At 45.5% G+C, this 23,781-nt stretch carries 15 protein-coding genes; 13 read left to right on the top strand and 2 right to left on the bottom strand.

Translation table 11 applies throughout. The annotated features are described in order from the left end of the window. Positions 1-26: 26 nt before the first annotated feature. Complete coding sequence (locus H6629_00075) at positions 27-2,162, bottom strand: response regulator (GenBank protein ID MCB9066189.1); 2,136 nt, start codon at positions 2,160-2,162, stop codon at positions 27-29. A 411-nt stretch (positions 2,163-2,573) separates the two neighbouring features. On the opposite strand from H6629_00075, the gene H6629_00070 reads away from it, so the two are divergent. From H6629_00070 to H6629_00020, 11 genes are all read left to right on the top strand, one after another. Beyond that, positions 2,574-4,112, top strand: a complete 1,539-nt coding sequence (locus H6629_00070) for a YifB family Mg chelatase-like AAA ATPase (protein MCB9066188.1) — start codon at positions 2,574-2,576, stop codon at positions 4,110-4,112. 207 nt (positions 4,113-4,319) lie between these two features. After that, positions 4,320-6,038 carry a M1 family metallopeptidase gene (locus tag H6629_00065; protein ID MCB9066187.1) on the top strand — a complete coding sequence of 573 codons (1,719 nt, stop codon included), beginning with the start codon at positions 4,320-4,322 and terminating at the stop codon, positions 6,036-6,038. Further along, the gene (locus tag H6629_00060; GenBank protein ID MCB9066186.1) at positions 6,035-8,446 is read left to right on the top strand and encodes a glycoside hydrolase family 127 protein; all 2,412 of its coding nucleotides are present in this window, start codon (positions 6,035-6,037) and stop codon (positions 8,444-8,446) included. Before H6629_00065 ends, H6629_00060 begins: the two co-directional genes overlap by 4 nt. Positions 8,447-8,681: 235 nt before the next feature. Then, positions 8,682-9,233 (top strand): hypothetical protein, encoded by a 552-nt coding sequence (locus H6629_00055; GenBank protein ID MCB9066185.1) that lies wholly within the window; start codon positions 8,682-8,684, stop codon positions 9,231-9,233. A 1,194-nt stretch (positions 9,234-10,427) separates the two neighbouring features. Further along, positions 10,428-11,009: a hypothetical protein gene (locus H6629_00050; GenBank protein ID MCB9066184.1), complete on the top strand. Its 582-nt coding sequence runs from the start codon at positions 10,428-10,430 to the stop codon at positions 11,007-11,009. A gap of 218 nt (positions 11,010-11,227) precedes the next feature. Next, positions 11,228-11,482, top strand: a complete 255-nt coding sequence (locus H6629_00045) for a hypothetical protein (protein MCB9066183.1) — start codon at positions 11,228-11,230, stop codon at positions 11,480-11,482. Positions 11,483-11,550: 68 nt separating this feature from the next. Continuing rightward, positions 11,551-11,808: a hypothetical protein gene (locus H6629_00040; protein MCB9066182.1), complete on the top strand. Its 258-nt coding sequence runs from the start codon at positions 11,551-11,553 to the stop codon at positions 11,806-11,808. Positions 11,809-12,260: 452 nt separating this feature from the next. Then, complete coding sequence (locus H6629_00035; protein ID MCB9066181.1) at positions 12,261-13,196, top strand: hypothetical protein; 936 nt, start codon at positions 12,261-12,263, stop codon at positions 13,194-13,196. 458 nt (positions 13,197-13,654) lie between these two features. Beyond that, a complete protein-coding gene (locus H6629_00030; protein ID MCB9066180.1) occupies positions 13,655-14,662 on the top strand; it encodes an ABC transporter substrate-binding protein in 1,008 nt (335 codons plus the stop codon). A 17-nt stretch (positions 14,663-14,679) separates the two neighbouring features. Continuing rightward, the gene (locus H6629_00025) at positions 14,680-15,696 is read left to right on the top strand and encodes an ABC transporter substrate-binding protein (protein ID MCB9066179.1); all 1,017 of its coding nucleotides are present in this window, start codon (positions 14,680-14,682) and stop codon (positions 15,694-15,696) included. A gap of 27 nt (positions 15,697-15,723) precedes the next feature. After that, positions 15,724-18,477, top strand: a complete 2,754-nt coding sequence (locus H6629_00020; GenBank protein MCB9066178.1) for a response regulator — start codon at positions 15,724-15,726, stop codon at positions 18,475-18,477. Between the two features lie 26 nt (positions 18,478-18,503). Here the strand turns inward: H6629_00020 and H6629_00015 are convergent, their stop codons facing one another. After that, positions 18,504-19,880: a zinc-ribbon domain-containing protein gene (locus H6629_00015; GenBank protein MCB9066177.1), complete on the bottom strand. Its 1,377-nt coding sequence runs from the start codon at positions 19,878-19,880 to the stop codon at positions 18,504-18,506. A gap of 379 nt (positions 19,881-20,259) precedes the next feature. Between H6629_00015 and H6629_00010 the strand changes: the two genes are divergently transcribed. Continuing rightward, positions 20,260-21,240: an NAD(P)-dependent alcohol dehydrogenase gene (locus tag H6629_00010; GenBank protein MCB9066176.1), complete on the top strand. Its 981-nt coding sequence runs from the start codon at positions 20,260-20,262 to the stop codon at positions 21,238-21,240. A gap of 351 nt (positions 21,241-21,591) precedes the next feature. Beyond that, a complete protein-coding gene (katG, locus tag H6629_00005) occupies positions 21,592-23,772 on the top strand; it encodes a catalase/peroxidase HPI (GenBank protein MCB9066175.1) in 2,181 nt (726 codons plus the stop codon). Positions 23,773-23,781: the final 9 nt, after the last annotated feature.

Raw genomic sequence — 23,781 nt, 5'->3', positions numbered from 1 at the left:
AAATCAAATAAAAACAATGGGGAACGTTATTTGGCGTTCCCCAAATATTTTGAAATGGTATTGAACAAATTGTCCGGTTTGAAAGGCTTGGTGATAAAATCGTTCATGCCGGTGTTCAGTACTTTTTCCCGAACTTCGGTGAGGGCTTCGGCGGTGAGCGCAATAATCGGCACCGACTTATTGTGCTCGGAATCCATGCTTCGAATTGCGGTTGTCGCCTGATAGCCATCCATTTCCGGCATTTGTAAATCCATCAAAATCAGGTCATATGTGTTATTTTGTACGCAATCAACGGCAATTTTGCCGTTTTCTGCAAAATCGAGCATCACTTCCCATTTTTGCAAAAAGCGTTCGGCAACCAGTCGGTTCACACGATTGTCTTCCACCAACAGCACTTTTGCACCTTTTAAACCGTGTCCATCTTGCCGGAAATTTAGTGCGGATTCAAAGTTGTCAACTTGCATTCCCACTGTTTTGCCAAAGTCGAGAGTGAAGTAAAACTCAGACCCTTTTCCGGGGATACTTTCCACAAAAATATCGCTATTTTGCAATTCCAGCAACCGTTTGGTGATTGTTAAACCTAATCCGGTTCCACCAAATTTACGGGTTGTGGCAGAGCTTTCCTGGGTAAAGCTGTTAAAAATATGTGGCAGGTTGTCCGGTGTGATGCCAACGCCGCTATCTTTTATTTTGAAAAATATTTGCACACGCTCTTTGTGGTTTTCTACACATTTAACATCAATATTTACAAAACCTTTTTCGGTAAATTTGATAGCGTTGCTGATAAGGTTGTTCAATATTTGGGTAAGCCGAACCGGGTCGCCGGTTACGTGTTTTGGCAGCGTCGGATCGGTTATGAGATTTAGTTCAATATTTTTTTCCTGCGCCTTTATCCCGGATGCCAGATACACACCTTCGAGCAATTCATGCAAACTAAAATCGATGTGCTCGATGATGATTTTCCCCGCCTCAATTTTGCTGAAATCCAGAATATCATTTATCAGCGACATCAGATTGTTCGCAGAAAACTGCAGCGTTTTCAAAAATTCCATCTGATCTTCGCGCGGGTTCCCCTGCAGTAACAAATACGACATTCCGATTACCGCATTCATCGGCGTGCGGATTTCGTGGCTCATGGTGGACAAAAATTCCGATTTGGTATTTGCCGCTTTTTCTGCAGATTCCCGTGCGGCAATCAGGTCATATTCCAACTGTTTTTGCCGGGAAATGTCTTCTGTTAAGCCAACAATCCGCAATATTTTTTCATTTTGGATTACCGGGAAGGTGCGGGTATGCAACCATTTGGTCACACCGCTTTTGGTTTTGATCCGGTATTCGATATCCAGAAACCCTTTTTGGGCAAATGTCGGGGATTTTATCGCTGCCGTAAATCGTTCGAAATCTTCAGGAATCACCAAAAAATCCGCGTAATCTTTTTTCTCCAAAAATGTGGTTGAAGGTATTTCATATATTTTTTCAAATGCTGGGCTGAGGTAAACCAACCGTCCCTTTTCCAAAACCCAAAAAATTTCATCGATATTTTCAGTGATATTTCTGAGCAATTCTGTTGAGCGCTGCAGCTCTTTGTTGAGCATTTCCTGTTCGGTTACCGCATTGTGGATTGTAAGACGTTGTTTTCGATTAAGATGCCGGTAAATCAACGCAAATGATTGGGCGGAAATTAACACCACCACAAAATTTTTGAACAGGAGATATTCTTGATAAGAAACATCCAGATTTGGAACCGCAAATAGAGAATAATCAGTAGCTTCCAGCAAAACAAACGCTGCCATCGGAAAAAAATAAGTGATAAACAACTCGTGCTTTTTTTCCAGATCAAATACAAACATGCTGCCAAATAGCATGGATACAAAGTTGAAATGAAATCCCGTTTCTGCGCCAAAAGTGGATGCGGAGACAAAAATATTGGCTATCAAAACGCAATAAAGAATCAGCTTTTTGGTGAGTAAATTGCGGATAAACCAGAGATAGGGCGTAATCAGATAAAACACTGACCCGATTACCTTGCTGAAAATTAATGCCGGATAGCCAAGTTTGATCGCGTTTATGGTGTCCGGCAAGGTGACACAGGCGACTATCAAGCTTGCGTAATTGAACAGGCGAATCGATTCGATTTCATTGTCAGGTGTACCTGGGGGCATTGAGAGGTTTTTTAACCGCTGGACAATAGATGATAAAATGGTGCTTATATTACTAATATTCATTGATTTAACTCAGTTGAAATATGTGATATGCAATTGCATGTTCCAACTCTGGTTTCGATTCCGCAACGCGCTGTAATTGAATTTGCCAAATCTAACTTCCTGACATTTTTCATTTCATCTCAATAATCGGATGCTAGGTGACACGCTTTAACGGTTCCGAAATTACGTTAAATAATTCTCAAATAATTTTTTGGTAGATAATGGATGCTAAAAAAAATCATTTTATGGGTTGAATATTTGGCTGAAAACGATAAATTCGGACACATTTCAAAATATTTTTCAAACAAATTGTTGCGACTATTGCAGTGACTCCCGGCGTTTTTTACCGGATGACGAAAAGGAGAATAAATGCTATCGAAAGTGAAATCTGCCGCATTAATGGGAATTGACGCCTATTTGGTGGAAGTGGAAACCAGTTTGGAACGCGGTTTACAGAACGTCGCGATGGTCGGATTGCCCGATTCCGCCGTTCGGGAGAGCCGGGAACGGGTGACTTCCGCCATCAAAAATTCCGGTTACGAGCTGACCCAAAAGCGAACGACCATCAATTTGGCGCCGGCAGATATTCGCAAAGAAGGTTCCGGTTACGATTTGCCGATTGCCATCGGTTTGCTGGCTGCCTATGGCGAAATTTCCGAAGCGCGGCTGCAGGATCACGTCATCGTCGGTGAACTGGCGCTGGATGGCGCCGTGCGCCCGGTGCACGGCGTGCTTTCCATCGCCTGGATGGTTCGCCAAATGGGCATGAAAGGATTGCTGGTGCCCACCGAAAATGTTCGCGAAGCCGCGATGATCAAAGAATTGGAAGTGTTCCCGATCGATAATTTGCGCCAGGCGGTCGATTTTTTGAACAGCGTGGAAGAAATCGCGCCGCACAACGTCGATCTCAACGAAATTTTTGAAGTGAGCCGCCACTATCAGGTCGATTTTGCGGATGTGAAAGGTCAGGAGCACGTCAAACGCGCGCTGGAAGTTGCTGCAGCGGGTGGACACAACATTATAATGGTTGGCCCGCCGGGCTCCGGTAAAACCATGTTAGCCAAACGCATTCCCACCATTTTACCGACGATCACTTTGGAAGAAGCGCTGGAAACCACCAAAATCCACTCCGTTGCCGGACTGCTGGAAAACAACTCGGCAATGATTGCCACCCGTCCGTTCCGTTCACCGCACCACACCATCAGCGATGCCGGGTTAATCGGCGGCGGCAAATTTCCCCGTCCCGGCGAGGTGAGCCTCAGCCATCACGGTGTGCTGTTTTTGGACGAGTTGCCGGAATTCAAAAAAAATGTACTGGAAGTAATGCGCCAACCGTTGGAAGACGGCAAAGTAACCATCGCGCGAGCGCTGCTGTCGATAACGTATCCCGCAAATTTTATGCTCGCAGCCGCGATGAATCCCTGTCCGTGCGGCTATTACACCGATCCGGGAAAGGAATGCAGTTGCGCGCCGCCGCAAATTCAACGCTATTTGTCGCGAATCAGCGGACCGTTGCTCGATCGGATTGATATTCAGATTGAAGTTCCCGCCGTAAAATATCAGGATTTGGCCGCCAAACAAAGCGGCGAGAAATCGACTGCGATTCGGGAACGGGTGCAAAAAGCGCGCGAAGTTCAGCAGCAGCGATTTGCCGGATCGGCACATTTGTTTTGCAATGCGGATATGCTGCCCCGCGAAATCCGCAATCACTGCAAAGTGGATGAACAGGGGCAAAATTTGCTGAAAATGGCCATCAACCAATTGGGGCTTTCCGCGCGGGCATACGACCGGATTTTGAAAGTATCACGAACCATCGCGGATTTGGCCGGTAACGCATCCATTTTGCCCGAACACATCAGCGAAGCGATACAATACCGCAGTTTGGATCGCACGTTGTGGACGGTTTAGGGGGATTTGAATTTGGAAAATCAGAAAGAAAAATAGGCTGCCAGATTACGGACTGACAGTGGATATCACCCAATTCCGGTAGCGCCATTTTTTTCAGTGTCCGAATGTAATTTGCCGGAGATGCAAATTTCCGGTGGGCACTCTTGTTTATTCGGGAAAAGCGGATTAATATTTCGAACCAAAAATAACCCGAATACAGGAGAATCCATGTTCCGAAAGCCTGCCTGTTTAGTACTGCTTTTGATTTGCCTCAGTAGTTTTGCCCAATCCGTTTTTGCCCAGCCATTTACCCGTGAAGATACGCTGCGCGGCACGCTGACGCCGGAACGCAGTTGTTTCGATGTGACGTATTACGATCTCGATTTGCGGGTTGATCCGGCAACCAAAACCATTCGCGGCAACAACGCCATCCATTTTCGCAGCACCGCTGCATTTTCCAAAATGCAGATCGAACTCCACCATTTGCTGAACATCGAAAAAATTGTGTTTTCGGACGGACGATCGCTGAAATACGATCGCGACGGTGACTTCATTTTTGTCCACATGCCCAAAACCATCGCCAAAGGCGAACAGGAATCGATTACCGTATTTTATGGCGGAACACCGCTGGAAGCACATCGTCCGCCGTGGGAAGGCGGCATCAGTTGGGATAGCGACAGCGACGGAAATCCGTGGATTGCGGTCACCTGCCAGGGGGATGGCGCCAATTTGTGGTGGCCGTTAAAAGATCACCAATCCGACGAGCCGGACAGCATGATGATCCGTATCACCGCGCCGCCGGGATTGCAAAATGTTTCCAACGGCAGGTTGCGCGGCACCACTGAGCTGGCGGACGGCTGGACGCGTTCCGACTGGTTTGTGTCAAATCCCATCAACAGCTATTGCGTAACGATGAATATTGCCAAATATGCCCATTTTCGGGAATTATACACCAGCAAAATCGATGGCGACACGCTGACGCTCGATTATTACGTGCTGCCGGAAAATCTGGAAAAAGCCAAAAAGCACTTTGCACAAGTGCACGGAATGATGGACGCATTCGAAAAATATTTCGGGAAATACCCGTTTTACGACGACGGATTCAAACTTGTCGATTGCTCGCACACGGGAATGGAGCATCAGTCTGCGGTGGCGTATGGCAACTGGTACATCGGTGGGTATCGCGGTCGTGCGCCGGCGGCGGTTGGACTGAAATTCGATTTTATCATCGTTCACGAAACCGCGCACGAATGGTGGGGCAATAATGTGACGTCGAATGACATCGCAGATATGTGGATTCACGAAAGTTTCGGCGCATACGCTGAGGCGCTATATATCGAAGAAATGTGGGGTTACGGCGAAGCGCTGAAATATATCAATGGCAAAAAACAGGGTGTGCTGAACGATATCCCGATTCAGGGCATTTACAACGTGCAAAAACGCGGCTCCGGCGATATGTACAATAAAGGGCAGTTGGTGCTAAACACACTGCGAAACGTGATTGCCGACGATGCGCTGTGGATCGAAATTTTGCGCGGGTTGCAACAGGAGTTTCGCTTGCAAAGTATCGACGCGGTGGACGTTTTCAACTACATTAACCAGAAAACCGGCAAAAATCTGGACAGCTTTTTTGCCCAATATTTCCAGACAACCGACATTCCGAAGCTGGAAATTATGCTCACCAAAATGGGCGATTCGCACAACATGCGCTATCGCTGGGTGGCGGAAATTGCCGCGTTCGATATGCCGGTAAAAGTGACCACTGCTCCGGGTAAATACGAATTCATCCACCCGACCACCGAATGGCAGAATATGGAAATCAGCAACGCGCTGGCAGCGGAAGATTTTCGCATTGCGGAAGATTTATTCTATATTGAAAGCAATATCCGCTGGACATATCTCTATCCGGGATTGGACGAAATTCGCAAAAAACAGGAGAATCGATGATTCGCTCGACCAAATGTGTTCTTTTCGCAATTGCAATATTATCAACGTTTTGGGGCTGTGAATCCACCAAAAAACGGGATTTTCCGATACAATCCGTAGCGTTGAATGACGTAACAATTTTGCCCGGGTTTTGGGGCGACAGGCTGGCGAGCAACCGGAACGTGACCATTCCGCATGCGTTTTCGCAATGCGAATCGCACGGGCTGATCGACAACTTTGCGATAGCGGCGGGACTGAAAACCGGCGAGCAGGGCGGCGTTTATCCGTTCGATGATACCGATGTGTATAAAACCATCGAGGGTGCAAGCTACTGGCTGACGCAATCCGATGACCCGGAACTGGATGCATATGTCGATTCGTTGATCGGGCTGATCGGCTCGGCGCAGGAACCGGACGGATATATTTACACCGCACTCAAAAATAAACCCGATTGGCTGACGCGCCGTTCCGGCGATAAGCGTTGGGCAAATCTCGCGTTTGGGCATGAGTTGTACAATTTCGGGCATTTGTACGAAGCCGCAGCCGCGCATTTTTGGGCAACCGGAAAACGCAATTTTCTGGATATCGCCATCAAAAATGCGGATTTGGTGGTGAGAACATTCGGTCCCAACGGCATCCAGCATCCGCCGGGACATCAGGAAATTGAAATTGGGCTGGCGAAATTGTATCGCATTACCGGGGAACAAAAATATCTCGATCTCGCCAAATATTTTCTCGATCAGCGGGGCGTTTTTGCCAACGATCGCAAATCGATGGGCGAATATGCACAGGATCACCAACCGGTGTTGGCGCAGGAAGAAGCGGTCGGACACGCCGTTCGGCAGGCATATATGAACATGGCGATGCTGGAAATTGCCGCACTTACCGGTGATTCTCGTTATCTGGAAACAAGCCTTAAATTATGGAATAATGTGGTTCAAAAAAAATTTTATATCACCGGCGGGCTCGGCGCGGTGGGCTTTGGCGAACGTTTCGGGCGGGCGTACGAGCTGCCGAATTTCAGCGCGTATCAGGAAACCTGCACGGCAATCGCCAACGTGATGTGGAATTTCCGGCTGTTCCAATCCACCGGCGATGGGCAATTTCTCGATGTGCTGGAAAAATCGCTGTATAACACGCTGCTGGCGGGCGTTTCGCTGCACGGCGATCACTTTTTTTATCCGAACGTGCTGGCCAGCAAAGGCTATCACGAACGCTTTGAGTGGATGGTTTGCAACTGTTGCATCACCAATATGAGCCGGTTTATGCCGGCGTTGGGGCAATATGTTTACGGCACAAACGGCAATTCTGTATTTGTGAATTTGTTTGTGAACAGCGCGGCAACACTTCCGGTTGGCGAAGCATCACTGAAAATTAGTCAACACAGCGATTATCCGTTCGACGGAAAAGTGCAGATTACTATTGAGAGTGCACCGACTGCGCCGATGGCGCTGCACATCCGCATTCCCGGCTGGGCGCAAAATGTAGCGTTGCCGGGTGGATTGTATCAATTTTCGAAAAACGATTCATTGCCGGTCACGCTGGCACTGAACGGCGAGTTGATCGATACGAAACTGGACAACGGTTTTGCGGTGATCGAGCGGCAGTGGAGCGGGGGAGAGGTGCTGGAATTGAATCTGCCGATGCCCGTTCGCAGCGTGCAGGCGAGTGAACAATTGACCGAAAACGCCGGGAAAATGGCGTTGCAGCGCGGTCCGCTCATTTATTGTCTGGAAGGTGTTGATCAGCCGGACGACAAAGTGCTGGACAAGTTGTTGCCGGAAAATGCCACATTCTCCGTTGAGCGACGGGACGATTTGCCCGGCGATGTGACCGCCATCCGCTTCACCGGACAACTTGCAACAATGGCAGCAGATGGCAAGCTGGATGCCTCGCAACCGGTTGATTTAACGGCAATTCCTTACTTTGCGTGGGCACATCGCGGGATGAGCGAAATGGCCGTTTGGCTGCCGGAGAAGCCGGAAAAAACATTCCCAAAAGGTGCGCCGTCACTGGCGCAGCAGGCGAAAATCGTCGTCGAAGGCGATGCCAGCGGTATTGCGGCGTTGAATGATGCGCGTCAACCCGCCAGTTCCCGCGACGCCAGAAACGGTTATTTTGCATGGGCTGAACGCCGCGATACGTTGCGCGTAGTATATGAATTTGACACGCCGCGAGCTTTTTCCGCATCGCAAATTTATTGGTTTGTAGATGTCGCAACCAATTATCAGGTGCCGGAAAAATGGCGGGTGCAACTGCTCGTGGAAGGGGAGTGGCACACCGCTTTTAATCCATACACTGTTTGGGAAAACGCGCCGGATCAGTTCAATAAAGTGATTTACGAAACCGTGACAGCGGATGCCGCAAGACTGGAGGTGTTCCCGAAAACCGGTGCAAATGCTGCAATTTTGGAGTGGAAAATTGATTGATCGGGGATAGTGGCAGGGCTTTGGCATGTGGTCGGAAAACCGATTTATTAAACATTGATAGCCAATCGTCTGTAGCCAAAGCACAGTTCTATTAAATACTTAGAAAAATGTTTGGCTGGGCGTATGCCAAACAAATTAACCAATTCTTGTATGAAGGGCTCAATTTTGATAACGTAAAGGATGGATCTGCCGACAATTCTTCTGATTTTCGATGTAATCATTAATCGTAAGGGCAATGGATGCGATACAAATCAATATTTTTTTGCTATTCATAAATTTGTTTTTTAGTGCTTTTGGGCAGGAACCCTCATCTGAACAACCGATTCTATTGGAAATAAGTTTTCATATTGCCAGTGATTTGGAAATGGTGAAAGATGGGTTACGCATGAAAAGTTGGATATCTGAAAAGGATATTAGGGAAGTAGTATTGCCGGAAGTCAACCGTATTTGGCAGTTTGCTAATATTCAATTTCAGATCGAACAGATTACAATTGATAAAACAACAAATCCACCAAACAAGTCCGGATTGATTGCTGGAATTGTGAGTGCAGAGCGGGATGAAAACGGTAAATCCGATTCGAAACGTATAAAAAAATTAAATAAATTGTTTAATTATGATCCGGTCAAACCAAGTTTAATTCACATATTCTTAGTGCCGTATTTAGGTGAAGCCTCGCAAGGTAACGCCAGCCCCGATTTAATCGTATTTATGTGGGATTATGGACAGATAAAAAACGAATGGCCGAGCACCTGTAAAAGCATTGCTCACAGAAACAATGCCGTTTAAAGTCGGTTCATTGAGTCGAACGATTGCACATGAATTAGGTCATATATTAGGTTTAAAACATCCCAATAAAGCAACCCAGCAATCATTTAACCGATTGATGGGCGGTAAATTCCGGATACTATTTTACGCAACAAGAGATTATCACAGCACAACTAACCGCATCCTCAATTGTGGCAACCTATTGATTAATAAAGATTTATATTAAGTAATTGGACAAAAATATTTGAAATTAATTAAGTTTTGTTTTGAAATGGGTAATGAGCCGAAAGAAACGATTTATCTCGCACCTGTCTGAATCCGAGATTCAGGCATTGGAACAAGGTTATAAAAATGGCAAGAGTCATACCTATCGCTGCCGCTGTAAAGCAATATTGCCTAGCTATCAACAATGGGAATGCTATGAGCTTGCTAATTTTTTAACACGGGTCCTGCAACCATTTGTAGCTAGTTGAAGCTTTGGGGAAACAGGTGGCATAGCTGCCCTTAGCGACAAATCCCGTCGGTGACGCCATTCTATTTTCAATGTCGATAGAAGTGATCATGTTAAGCTTGTCAATGAAGTCATTGATGATTCACCGCGAAATTTGAATAAAGTTTGCATTACCAACCTAAGCTCATCAAAATCTGTTTTATGCTTCAGTGACATCGAATGTCTTTCGCTGTAATCATCGTTTACTATTCGCTTACCAAATAATTTTACCTAAACTATATAAAATAAAATAGCTTACAGACAATTTTGAAAATTGGCGCGTGAATTGTATCACTTGTGTTTAGCGCATCAAAAAGGCATTCAATACAGAAGTTAACTGTTGATTAGCATCCGGTTTTGGGTTGTGCAACATGCAATAGTTGAGTTAAAAAGCTAAGCTAAATCATTTAATCGAAAATGAATCTATTGTAAATTTGAATAATACTTGTGCCACACAACTATTAATCTGAAAGGTATGTTATGAAAGCGCTCATTTTTCTATTGTTACCCATGCTTTTGTTCGCCCAAAACGGGGATTTTCCCGCAACCCAACCGCAAAACCCAAATCAAACTATTTCGCAGACGCAGGACCAGCCTCCAGCCAATGATAGCTACCGGTGGTCATTCGGGATTTTTATATCCCGTATTATTCGGGTGAAGTTTATTCTGGTGAAATTTATGAATATGGGAATGGGCTTTATTCACTTTTTTCTGTATCGAAAAGCATGACACTGATGGAAGGTCAGTTTAGTTATTCATTATCACAACGGTTTCGTGCGACGCTAAATGTGGGATATAGCACCGGATATGACGAAATCGTGACTGAATACCATAATCGATACGATGACCCGCTCAATAACTATGATTTCGGAGCAAAAATTTCAAACAACGACAAATTTCTCAATGTTGGCATTGGCGTAAAATTTTATCTGAAACGGGTGAAGCAGCAAACGGTTAGCCCGTATGTTTTGGCAGGTATCGGGAAACAATTTGCATTTTCCAGCTACAAGAACGAAGATCTATTTGTTGAACCGATTGAACCGGAAGGCTATTCATATTCAGATAATTTCGAAGAATTTATTGAAGATTTGAATTCGCCTGTTCTTGCAAATCTGGGATTTGGTGCGGAATACCTGTTTAATCCGTCGCTATCGGTTTTTTCGGCTATCCGGTTTAATTATATGAAACGGAGCGGCATTTTCGAATTCAGGGATACCTCTCCTGGCAGCACGAGAACAGGAACCCGTGAATTTAAGGTGAGTGAGACAACCACCCATATCGGATTGGGAATGAATTTTTATTTCTGATGTGATTCAACAGTAAACCGCACGGATGTTCTGTTTTTGAATTGGCACAGAGTTCGTTCCCGCTGGGTTTAATCCGGTGGGAATGAAATGAAATTTAATTGAATATTTGTTGTCGCAGCAATATCTTTCTTTTGCCCTGAAAATATTGCCCGAAATTTTTAGTGAATAGAGAACTTTTAATGAAGCTATCACTTTCCAGATTTGCTGGAATCCTGCTATTGTTAACGGTCTTCTGCGGTTATACATTCGGGCAAACCGCCATTCATATTAAAAACCAATCGATCATTCATGAGGAAATCCGGAACGTTTTTGAATACGGTATTCAGCTGCCATCCGGGAGCATTGTCAGCTATCGCGTTATCGCCAAAATTGTAACACGGGATTCAATTGCTGTCGCCCAAATTAGCAACGTTTTTCCAAATATTGAAATTGCTTCAGATATGGGTGGTTTATCCTTCGTTTTACAAATGTAAATTATCCACTGCGGACCGCAAATTATCCGAAAAAATATCTTTTTGAATCGGGTATCCAACTTGGCGTAATGACCGGCAGGGCAGAAAATTTTGTGGTGCAAGCCCATTTGATCCCGGCGAAACTGCCATTTCTGATCGGACAGTTAGATTATACGGCTGGCGTTTACAACACTACTGAATATAAATTTTTTGGCGAAGCGGTTTCGATCGGCATCGGCATAAATATGTATGACAAAAAGGGAAATTCAATCCACTGGATAACGGGATATTCTGAGAAACACATCAGTCGCTATTATAAATTGCCAGATGATGACGTTTTGATTTAAGAAATTACAAAGATACAATGAAAAGCACCAACTTTTATCTGATGGCACAATATCAGGTCAATAGAATTTTCGAGCCGTTTTTTTACCGGCGGTGTTAAAATCAATTTTAATACTATTGAAGTTGACGAAAAGGCAAACAAATTCCAACTGCTGGTCGGTATCGGTTTACGGGTGCTGTAATTTCATTTGAAACAAAAGGTTAACAGATGCAAAGCAATTCAATAAAATACTCTGGACGATTGTTTGTTTCGATGATTTTATTTATACATCTGGCGTTTGCGGATGATCCCCAGCGTACCAGCCAATCCCTTAGCTTGTTTCAACAGGGATTTAAAATTGAGGCGTTGAATAGCACCGGTTTTTTTTCGAATACGATATCAAACCCGTTTACGATTTCGGTGACCAATCCTGCGTTGATGGTTGATTACGAAACAATATCCGGTGGTATCGCGATGGAATACCGCAACCGGCTGGATTTGAATGATGATTTAACAATCGACCAAAACCTGGCATGGCTTCCACAGTCTTTTGGCATTGTAAAACCGTTTAATGATTTTCGAATTGGTTTGGGATTTAGCCGTCCATATACCGCTAATATAGAACTTGACGAAATACCGATTACCACGAATGGCAATAGCGACAGTTTAAGCACGGCAGCTTTTAAGCCGGTTTTTAAAACAGATATTTACAGTGCGGGATTTATGGCAGCAATCCGGTTAAAAAAATTTCCCGGCGTAGATCGTCAATTGAGCGCCGGATTTCAAACCAACCTGGATTTTTTTAACTACTCAGGTGGAATCCCAAGAGTAATTGTTACTGCCACAAATTTGGCTTTTCATTGGAAAGCAGGCTTGATTTATGATCACAACCGTCGAATCAGGTTCGGTTTAACCTATGAAAAAGGGGCAACAATCTCTGGAAATTATAACTATAAAGATTCATATGCACGGCTAACAACCGGCAATTCCAGCAGCGCGGGTTTCACACAAGTTCAAATTAACAATGCGTTTGAGTCAACACTTCCTGATAAATTTAATGCGGGTGTGTTAATAAAATTGTTTGAAAAAATGTGGATTACCGGGAATGCAATCACCGTTTTTTGGGGCCAAAGCAGCATGGGGATTGACAATACAGTTGGGTTTTCCGGTAACCTGATTTTTCCCTTAAGTCGCAAAACAACCCTGTCTATCGGGTTTTATCGCCCGGATCCACTATCGGATGATGAAAATTCATATCAGGCGGTAAAATATTTTTCTGCAGGCTTGAAACAGTTTATCAGTAACAATTTTCTATTCGATTTTGTAATTGTCGATAGTCAATCGGACAACGAAATTTACCGTGAGCAAACATTTATCAAAATGGGCATTCTGTTGCAGAAGAACCCGTAAACCGGTTTGGGAAGCCCAACCACACTCATTGAATCCAATCTCCCCGCACCAACCTTCAGTACGCTGAAAGTCAGAAAAAATGTTTCGTTAGACTGTAATTGCATGCTTTGTACCTCGGTTATCGATTAACGAATACAAGTTGGCAGAATCAATTGCCATTACTTACCGCCGGTTTTTTTGATCACTCGACTGAGCCTCAAATATCAGTTAACCCCATAACATTTTTTATGAAAAAATCAGATGGCGATACAGAATCTGCACAAACAATTAGGAATTAATAAGCATGTAAAGATCGGCCGGTTTAACTCGAATATTATTATCATTGTAATGTAGCCGGAAGGATTTGCACGATTGATAGATACGCGTTTATCCGATTCCGATTTTCGATTTTGTTGAAATCATCCCGATACCGGAATCATTTATAGTGATACAAATACAATATCAATAAGGTTTTTGATATGAAAAATAGTTTGTTAGTAAACAATATCCGTAAGTTGACCGTTGTTGCGGTGTTTTTTACCCAAATATTTTTGAGCGGATGTGCCGAAAAAACATTGGAAGTAACCACAAAGCATGTGGGCATTCTTTGCGGATTGGAATATATGTCTGCTACAGCTGATAGTTTTATAGATGAATTGGCGGAATTGGGGTTTGTTGAGGGAGAAAACATCGTTTTTGATTTTCAGAGAACCAATTTCGACATCGCGAATTATCAACAGATTTTGAAGCAATTTGTTGCAGATTCGGTGGATCTGATTTTTGTTTTCCCAACGGAAGCCACGCAAGAAGCTAAAAAAATTACCGAAGGAACCGGAATTCCGGTGGTTTTTGCGGTGGCGAACATTGAGGGAACGGAATTGGTGGACAATGTGCGCAATCCGGGCGGAAATGTTACCGGCATTCGCTATCCGGGACCGGATATCGCTATCAAACGTTTCGAAATAATGATGGAGCTGTTGCCGAATACAAAGCGGATTTGTATACCATATCAGCGCGATTATCCGATAGTTGCCAGTCAACTGAACGCGTTAAAGCCAGTCGCAGAAAAAGCGGATGTATCAATTTTTGAAATACCGGCTGCCGATGCCGCTGAAATTGAACAAAACTTCAATCAATTATCCCAAAACCGCTTCGATGCCATCTTGTTTCTGGCAGAGCCGCTAACCGTGGTGCCGGAGGCGTTCCGGGCTATTGGTAAATATGCGTCGAAAAACAAAATACCTGTAGTCGGTACAAGCGTGTTGGTCGAAAATTACACCACATTGTTTGGTGTAAATATTGATCCCGTAGCTACCGGTAAACAGGCGGCTCGATTGGCAGAGAAAATATTAAATGGCAAATCAGTCGGCTCGATACCGGTGCTTTCCTCCGAAAGCTATATCCAATTAAATTACAAAGCAGCAACGGAAATGGGGATCACTGTTCCCGAAGGTCTATTGAGCAGATCCGATGAAATCATCAGATAACGAATACAGGAATTAAAATGAGTTTTAAAGACCTCCGTTTAACCGTGCATACAATATTAGCTGTTATGTTTCTGGTGATGCCATTGGTTTTCTGCGGGTGCAGCCCGCAAAAATCGGATCAAAAAAGCTACAAAATTGCCATCGTTTCTGGAATAGAAACATTTGAGCAAATCATCCAGGGATTCACGGATGGCATGGCCGACCACGGCTACATCGAAAGTGAAAATGTTTTTTACAATTTTCTTCGCGTTAATCCCAAAAAACCGGAAGATGAGGTGAAAATCCGGCAAATAATAGCAGATAGCGTAGACCTGATTTTAACCTTTCCCACCGAAACCACCCTTTGGGTAAAAAAATTGACCCGCGAAACCAATATTCCCATCGTTTTTGTGATGGCGGGAATCGAAGGTAACGATCTGGTAGAAACCATTCCTCATCCCGGTGGAAATATTACCGGCGTTCGCTATCCCGGACCGGATATTTCGGTAATGCGGCTGGAATTGCTGCGCGAACTGGCGCCGTCCGTTAAACGTGTTTGGATTGCATGCGATTCAAATTATCCACCAAATAAAGTCGCCATCGAAATGTTGCATCGTTCCGTTGCTCAAACGGATATCCAATTGGAAGAAGTGCAAATAAACGGAATCGCCGATATTCAGGCGGATTTGGACAAACGTCGTGCTGCAAAAGATGTCGGTTTCGATGCTATTTTAATGATGCCAGATCATTATTCCCTTTCCCTTGTTGGTTGGTCGATGATTACAGCTTTTGCAGAGGAGTTCAAAATCCCGATAATCGGGAACGGAAACGGGTATTATAGAGAAAAAACCGTTCTCGGCTTTACGCCCGATCTATCCGAAATGGGAAAACAAGCTGTGCTGTTAGCAGATAAAATTCTACATGGCTCACCTGCAGGTGCGCTAATGGTTGTAACACCCATTTCCCGGCTGAAGATCAATTACAAATTGGCGCAACAGTATGGGCTGAAAGTTTCCGAAGGGCTGATCAGTCGTGCCGATGAAATCATCCGGTAACGGGTTTGGGAATTGAGGTAAAAAATAATGAAATCCAGAAGTTTAACAGTTACCCTTGCAATCGCTTTTTTGGGATTGAGTCTGATAGTTTTGTTTGTATCCATCGTTAGCGACATTTTTTTTAGCCTTAAAACCCAAAATATTGCCATAGCGGATAAACAGCAACGCATCGCCCAAAATGCGTCATTTATCGTAAAAAGTTTTGTTCAAGATAAGTTGAATTTGCTGGATGCAACTGTCTCATTAACCAATCTTTCCGCAAACGAACAATCTGAAAAAAAGCTGATTTTGGAACGGTTGTTGGGAAAAGAGCACTCTTTTCATAGCATAACGCTTTCCGATCCGCAGGGTAACGAAATTATCGGTGTTTCACGCCAATCAAAAATGGTTCCCATCAAAATTACCGAGGAATTAAGTTCTATTCAAATGCGTTTGCGGTTGGGAAAACCGTTCGTCGGTCAGGTGCATATTGATGAAATAACTTGCGAACCGATGTTGCTGGTTGGTGTCGCTGTAATAGATATTTTTGGCGATTTTACCGGCATGCTCATTGCGGAAACCAATCTAAAATTTATGTGGGATCTGGTTGGGAATATTCAGGTAGGAACGGATGGCGTAGCGTTTGTTGTCGATCGTGCTGGCAACCTGCTGGCGTTTGAGGATGTTAGCCGGGTGATGAGAGGAGATAAACTGACCAGCCTGCAGGCGGTCAAAAATTTTATACTCAACGATTATTTACTCAGGGACAATACGGAATTAACCTTTGGCAAAGGTATTCTCGATACCTACGTTTTTACCACGTACGAACCGCTGCGCACACCGGATTGGGCGGTAGTTATCGAATTGCCCTTAATTGAAGCATACGATCCGGTTATTCAAAAACTGAAATTATCGCTATTGAGCCTGTTGTTTATTTTTGTTTTGGCATTTGTTGCAGGTTTGTATTTGTCCAAAAGAATTACCAAACCGGTTATCGAATTGCGGGATGCCACCCTGGCCATTAGTCAGGGAAATTTGGATTCTCGAATTGAAGTTGTTTCAAACAATGAAATAGGGGAGCTTGCAGCCGGTTTTAATCAGATGGTAACCGACCTGAAACGGACAACCGTTTCCAGAGATGCATTGCTGGAAGAGATTTCGGTTCGTAAAAAAACAGAAGCCGCGCTCAGCCTGGCAAAGCAGGAAGCGGAACAGGCGTCGCAATCCAAAAGCAATTTTTTAGCCAACATGAGCCACGAAATCCGGACACCGATGAATGGTATTCTGGGAATGGCCGGTTTGCTGATCGAAACAGATTTAACCCTCCAGCAACGCCAGTTTGCCCAAACGGTGTGTAATAGCGCCAACGCTTTATTAACGGTCATCAACGATATTCTGGATTATTCCAAAGTAGAAGCCGGAAAACTGGAACTGGATATCGTCGATTTCGATTTGCGCAACACGCTGGAAGATTTGACCGATGTGCTGGCGATTCCCGCGCAAAAGAAACAATTGGAATTCTCCACAATTCTGCATCACAAAGTACCGGTCAACCTGATGGGTGATCCGGGACGGATTCGTCAGATTTTGGTGAATTTGGGCAACAACGCTATCAAATTCACGAATAAAGGGAATGTTTGCATTCGTTGCACAGCGGAATCCGAAAGCGAAACAGAAGCAACCATTCGCATCAGCGTAAGCGATACGGGCATCGGAATTCCCAAAGACCGGCTGGACAGATTGTTCAAATCGTTCTCGCAGGTGGATGCATCCACAACTCGAAAATATGGCGGCACCGGTTTGGGATTGGCAATTTCCAAACAGCTTGTGGAAATGATGGGCGGCAATATTGGTGTGGAAAGCAATCCCGGAAAAGGGTCGACATTCTGGTTCGTAATTACATTGCCAAAACAATCCGCGCAACCGGCGAAACAATTACCGACAAATAACCTGATTGCCCAAAAACACATTTTGATTGTCGATGGAAGTTCGCATAATCGCGCAGCGCTAAAAGAACAGCTATTAAGAATGGGATGTCGCGTAGCCGTTGCTGCGGACAGCCAGAAAGCACTCAACAAGCTGTCCGATGCTGTTCAAAAACAATCCCCGTTCGATATCGCCATGTTGGATTCCAAATTACCCAAAATCGATGGCGATTTGTTAAGCCGCAAAATTAAAATGATGGAGTCGACCAAATCTACAATATTAATTTCGTTAAGCCCCATCGGAAAGCAAGTTGATTCGCCGATGTTGGAAGATTACGGATTTACAGGATTCCTGAGCAAGCCCATCAAACAACAGATGATCATTAATTGCATCAACCGGGTTTTCGGAAAACCGTATGATAAAGCGGCAATTTCGCAGGCGTCCAAAACCGCTGCAACGCAGCCGGAAACTGCTACTTCCAATATCCCGCTGCGAATTTTGCTCGCGGAGGATAATCGTGTGAACCAAAAAGTGGCTCAGTTTACCTTGCGCAAATTGGGTTACGAAATTGATATTGTTTCGAACGGTGTGGAGGCGTTGTCGGCGATTCAAAATGATGTGTACGATCTGGTGTTGATGGATGTGCAAATGCCCGAAATGGACGGAATGACCGCCACCGCAGAAATTCGCAAACTGGATTCCGGGAAACGGCACATTCCCATCATCGCGATGACTGCCCACGCAATGAAAGGCGACCGGGAAAAGTGCATCGCCGCAGGGATGAACGATTACACATCCAAACCCATAAAACCCGCAGAATTGAAAGATAAAATCGAAAAGTGGGGATCAATCAGCAAAGCGATTTCCGTTGATTGATGTAATGGTTTGGCAAACCTGCCGAATTACCCTTCCGCATCCGTATCGTCATCCGTCGCCGTTCCTTCAGAAATTTTACCGGACAACACCCGCAGCACCCGGGCAATATGCTCCATAAAATTCTTTTCGTTCAGCACCGTTAATCCCCAAATATCAGTGAGATCCGCCGCCAGTTTTTCGTCCAACCCCAACACCACCAGCATTGCCTGATCGCGCGGGATGTTCATCCGTCTGCGCAAATCCGCATATTTCTGGATGTGATCCTGATAATTATTGGTTTTGCATTCAATCCATAACGGTTGCTTGTTCACCAGAAAAAGAATGTCCAACTCGTTGGCATCGCCGTTTTCTGAGGATATTTGGGGATTGACAACCGCATGATACGGCACTTTTACGATTTCCATTAAATTACAGATCTGGCGATAAACAAACCGTTCCAGCCAACCGCCGGTGAAAAAATTGACGACTTTGCCGTTCCGCTGCGGCGCAGCGGCAATGGTTCGGTTGCGCCGGTTATACGGATTCGACGATTTGTATTTGGATCGTAAAAAGGCGTATCGCGTTAGTTTGCAGCAATAATTCACAATTACGGAAATATCTTCCGGTTTATATTCCTGCAATTGGTAATGAAAATAATTGCCGGAATTGACATATCGTTTGATCACCTCGTAAACGCCGGATAGCACGTCAAACTTTTCGCCCAGTTCAATTGCCAGCCGGTCGTAAATACCATCCACATCTTGTGGGATACGCACATCCTTTAGCAAAAAGTTGTGTTCACTAAACCACCCGGCAAAAATAGCGAGATTGGTTTCATCAATCTCAATTGGTAGATCGTCGGTTTCGTTATCCGTATCGTTATCATCATCCGGATCTTTTGGAATTGCGGTGCCGGTGCTGCTGCTCAAATCGGCAAAAGATTCCACAAGTGCCGCAATATCGGCGCGTAACGCGGCGATTTGTTCATTGGTATCCAGATTGTTGATCAGCGAACGGATTTCCGCAACCTCCGATTGTAACCCCTCAACCACCTGACGCAACTCCACCAAAAAAGTGGGAATTTTACTGGTTGCCGGAGATTTGCCGTTGGTATGCGCCGCAGCAACTGCGGTTGCAGCAGGTTTTGTATCGGGTTTTTGAACGATTGGTGCAACCGGTTTTTGCGCTTCCAAACGGGGTAAGGTGGGCAATTGTTTCGGCTGGGTTGCCGCCGGTTGGTGTGATACGACAGGGCTTGCCACAGGGGTTTCCGTGGCTTTTTCCAATTCGCCTCGTGGCGGTATGTTTATCTTTTGCTGGCACTTACGGCAGGTAAGTTTTCCGCCGTGCAACGGGATTTTGGCTGATTCAATTTGATAGGTCGTTCCGCAATCGGGATTTTGACAGTCAATCTTCAGTAACATAAACCGCCCGTTTAATATTCAAAGATGCCGGAAAATGCTGTTTAATTACATGTCATTCAGTTACGACAGTGAGTATCTGGCTGGCATGTGAGTAACATATTTTCCAATTTTTATAATAAAAAAACAAGTGGTAAATACAAATTTATTCACCGCTTTGGGAATTTCTTAAAAATGCATCAACGGATGTGTGATTGATGAGATAGAGACGCTAAATAAAATTTGAATAACCGCTCATCCACTTTATCTTGAAACGCAACTTTTTTTTACTGCAACTTACCGTTGCAAAATTTCGAATCATTGGTTGGTGTTCACGATTTGCCTTGCAACAACAGTAAAAGCTGAAATATTAAATTTTATCAACATAACCAGAAGGAATAGTATGAAAGCGATTGTTTATGAGCGTTACGGACCGCCGGAAGTGCTGGTATCAAAAAATATCGATCAGCCGGTAGTGAAAGATAACGAAGTGTTGGTAAAAAATCTTGCAACAACTGTTACTTCGGGTGATTATCGGTTGAGGAGTCTGGATGTCCCGACCGGTTTCAAAATGATCACTAAACTGGTGTTTGGTTTCAACAGACCCAGAAAACCTGTTTTGGGGATGGAGTTTGCAGGGATTGTTGAAACGGTTGGCAAAAATGTAACATCATTCAACTGCGGTGACCGCGTATTTGGCACCAGCAATATGGGCGCTTATGCCGAATATCTCGCAATACCGGAAAAAGAACCGATCGCAACGCTGCCGAAAAATATGTCCTTTACAGAAGCGGTTGCCGTTCCGTTTGGGGCATTGTCATCATTGGTTTATTTGAGAGATTTCGGAAAAATTAAAGCGGGAGATAAAGTGCTGGTCAATGGCGCTTCCGGTGGATTGGGCACTTATGCGGTTCAGCTTGCCAAATATTATGGTGCAACCGTTACCGGCGTATGCAGTACTGCCAATGTCGCATTGGTGAAGTCGCTGGGTGCGGATGCCGTAATCGATTACACCAAAGAAGATTTTTCAACGAACGGCGAAACGTATGACATTATTTTTGATACCGTCGGAAAAATAACATTTGCGGGATGCAAGGCGTCTTTAACCTCAAACGGACGCTTTTTGCTGGCTGTTGCGGGTTTGCCGGACTACCTGAAGGTTCTCCGAACGGCAATTTTCAGCCGCCAAAAAGCGGTTGCAGGTGTTGCTGTTTTCAAAAAGAAAGACTTGATATTTGTTAAAGAATTGATTGAAGCTGGAAGAATAAAAGCAGTCGTTGACCGGCAATACCCGATAGCGGATATTGTTGCAGCGCACCGATATGTTGATAAAGGGCATAAAAAGGGTAGTGTTGTCATCACAATAGCGGAACCTCCAAAATAGCAAACGGTGAGTGAGTAAGTAGATGGTTATCACATAATTACCGGAATTTCTCCATCTACTGTTGAGCAATGAATGACCGAAAGATCAAGCCGAATCTTTCCGGGTACCTCCAAAACAATTCAAATTCCCAACGAAATGACACGGGTTTGTATGCGGCAAATCAGGTTTTCCAACGTTGCCGTGGTATGTGGTCAAACATATGAAATATTGAAAAACGGTGGATTGTGGGTAAGGGTTTTTTATATTTTACGGATTCAGATGTCAGGAAAAAAAGCAGAATATAAACGGCTCTGTTTGATCAATGCAGTATAGCGAAGTGCGTATTTCCAAACAAATAAAGGAGAATCACCCATGAGTAACAAAGGTAAATGCCCGGTAACCCATGTTGCCGGTGGCGGCACCAAAAACAGGGACTGGTGGCCAAACCAGTTAAACCTAAATGTTTTGCATCAGCATTCATCGTTATCCAACCCGATGGGCAAAGATTTTAACTATGCAAAAGCCTTCAAAAGCCTGGACCTTGCTGCAGTAAAAAATGATATTTATAAACTAATGACAACCTCTCAGGACTGGTGGCCGGCAGATTACGGACACTATGGCCCGTTGTTCATCCGCATGGCATGGCATAGTGCGGGCACGTATCGCATTGGCGATGGGCGCGGCGGCGCAGGTTCCGGCACCCAACGGTTTGCGCCGCTCAACAGCTGGCCGGACAATGCCAATCTGGACAAAGCGCGTTTTCTGCTCCAGCCGATCAAACGGAAATACGGCAACAAAATCTCCTGGGCCGATTTAATGATCCTCGCCGGTAACTGCGCCATCGAATCGATGGGGTTGAAAACATTTGGTTTCGCCGGTGGGCGGGAAGATGTTTGGGAGCCGGAAGAAGATATCTATTGGGGTGCAGAAGCCGAATGGTTGGGCGACAAACGCTACTCCGGTGAGCGCGATCTTGAGAACCCGCTCGCTGCTGTTCAGATGGGATTGATTTACGTTAACCCGGAAGGTCCCAACGGAAAGCCCGACCCGGTAGCTGCCGGACGCGACATCCGCGAAACCTTTGCCCGAATGGCAATGAACGACGAAGAAACCGTTGCACTCACCGCCGGCGGACACACCTTTGGCAAATGCCACGGTGCCGGTGATGCCGGGCTGGTTGGTCCGGAGCCCGAAGCCGCCAGCATCGAAGAACAGGGGCTTGGCTGGAAGAGCAGCTTTGGCAGCGGTAAAGGCGGCGATACCATCACCAGCGGACTGGAAGGCGCATGGACACCCAACCCCATCAAATGGGACAACGGTTACTTTGATATGCTGTTCGGTTACGATTGGGAACTCACCAAAAGCCCCGCAGGCGCCTGGCAGTGGCAGCCGAAAAACGTGGCGGAAAAAGACCTCGCACCTGCTGCACACGATCCCTCCAAACGGGTAACCACCATTATGACTACGGCAGATATGGCCATGCGAATGGACCCGGCATACGAAAAAATCTCCCGGCATTTCCACAAAAACCCGGAAGCATTTGCCGATGCTTTTGCCCGGGCGTGGTTCAAGTTAACCCATCGCGATATGGGACCGGTTTCCCGCTATCTCGGACCGGAAGTGCCGAAAGAAGAATTGATCTGGCAAGACCCCATCCCAAAATGCGACCACAAACTGGTGGACGACACAGACATTTCCGCACTCAAAGGCAAGATTCTCGCTTCGGGATTGTCCGTATCCGAGCTGGTTTACACCGCATGGGCTTCGGCTTCCACGTTCCGTGGTTCGGACAAACGCGGCGGTGCCAACGGTGCCCGCATCCGGCTCGCCCCGCAAAAGGATTGGGAAGTCAACCAGCCCAAACAGCTCGCCAAAGTGCTCGATAAGCTCGAAGGCATCCAAAAAGCATTTAACGCTGCACAAACCGGCGGAAAGAAAATTTCCCTCGCCGATATGATTGTGCTGGGCGGCTGTGCAGGCGTTGAGCAGGCGGCGAAGAATGCCGGACACAAGGTAACCGTTCCCTTTACGCCCGGACGTATGGACGCTTCGGCGGAACAAACCGATGTGGATTCTTTCGCGGTGCTGGAACCGGCAGCCGATGGTTTCCGTAATTATCTCAAAGCCAAATACTCGATTTCAGCGGAAGAACTGCTGGTGGATAAAGCCCAACTGATGACGTTAACCGCACCGGAAATGACCGTTCTGGTTGGCGGTATGCGCGTGTTGAATGCCAACTTTGGACAGACCAAACACGGCGTATTTACCGATCGCCCGGAATCGCTGACCAACGATTTCTTTGTGAACCTGCTGGATATGGGCACGACCTGGAAAGCCACCGCGAACGATGCGAACGTGTTCGAAGGTCGCGACCGCGCTACCGGCAAAGTCAAATGGACCGGCACCCGGGTTGACCTGATCTTTGGTTCCAACTCCCAACTGCGGGCATTGGCGGAAGTGTATGGTTGCAACGATTCGCAGGAGAAATTCCTGAACGACTTTGTTGCAGTCTGGAACAAAGTCATGAATCTCGATCGCTTTGACCTTGCGTAATTGCAGTAA

This window comes from Calditrichia bacterium (assembly GCA_020634975.1).
Taxonomy (GTDB): Bacteria; Calditrichota; Calditrichia; order RBG-13-44-9; family J075; genus JACKAQ01.
This window is presented reverse-complemented; position numbering and strand designations above follow the sequence as displayed.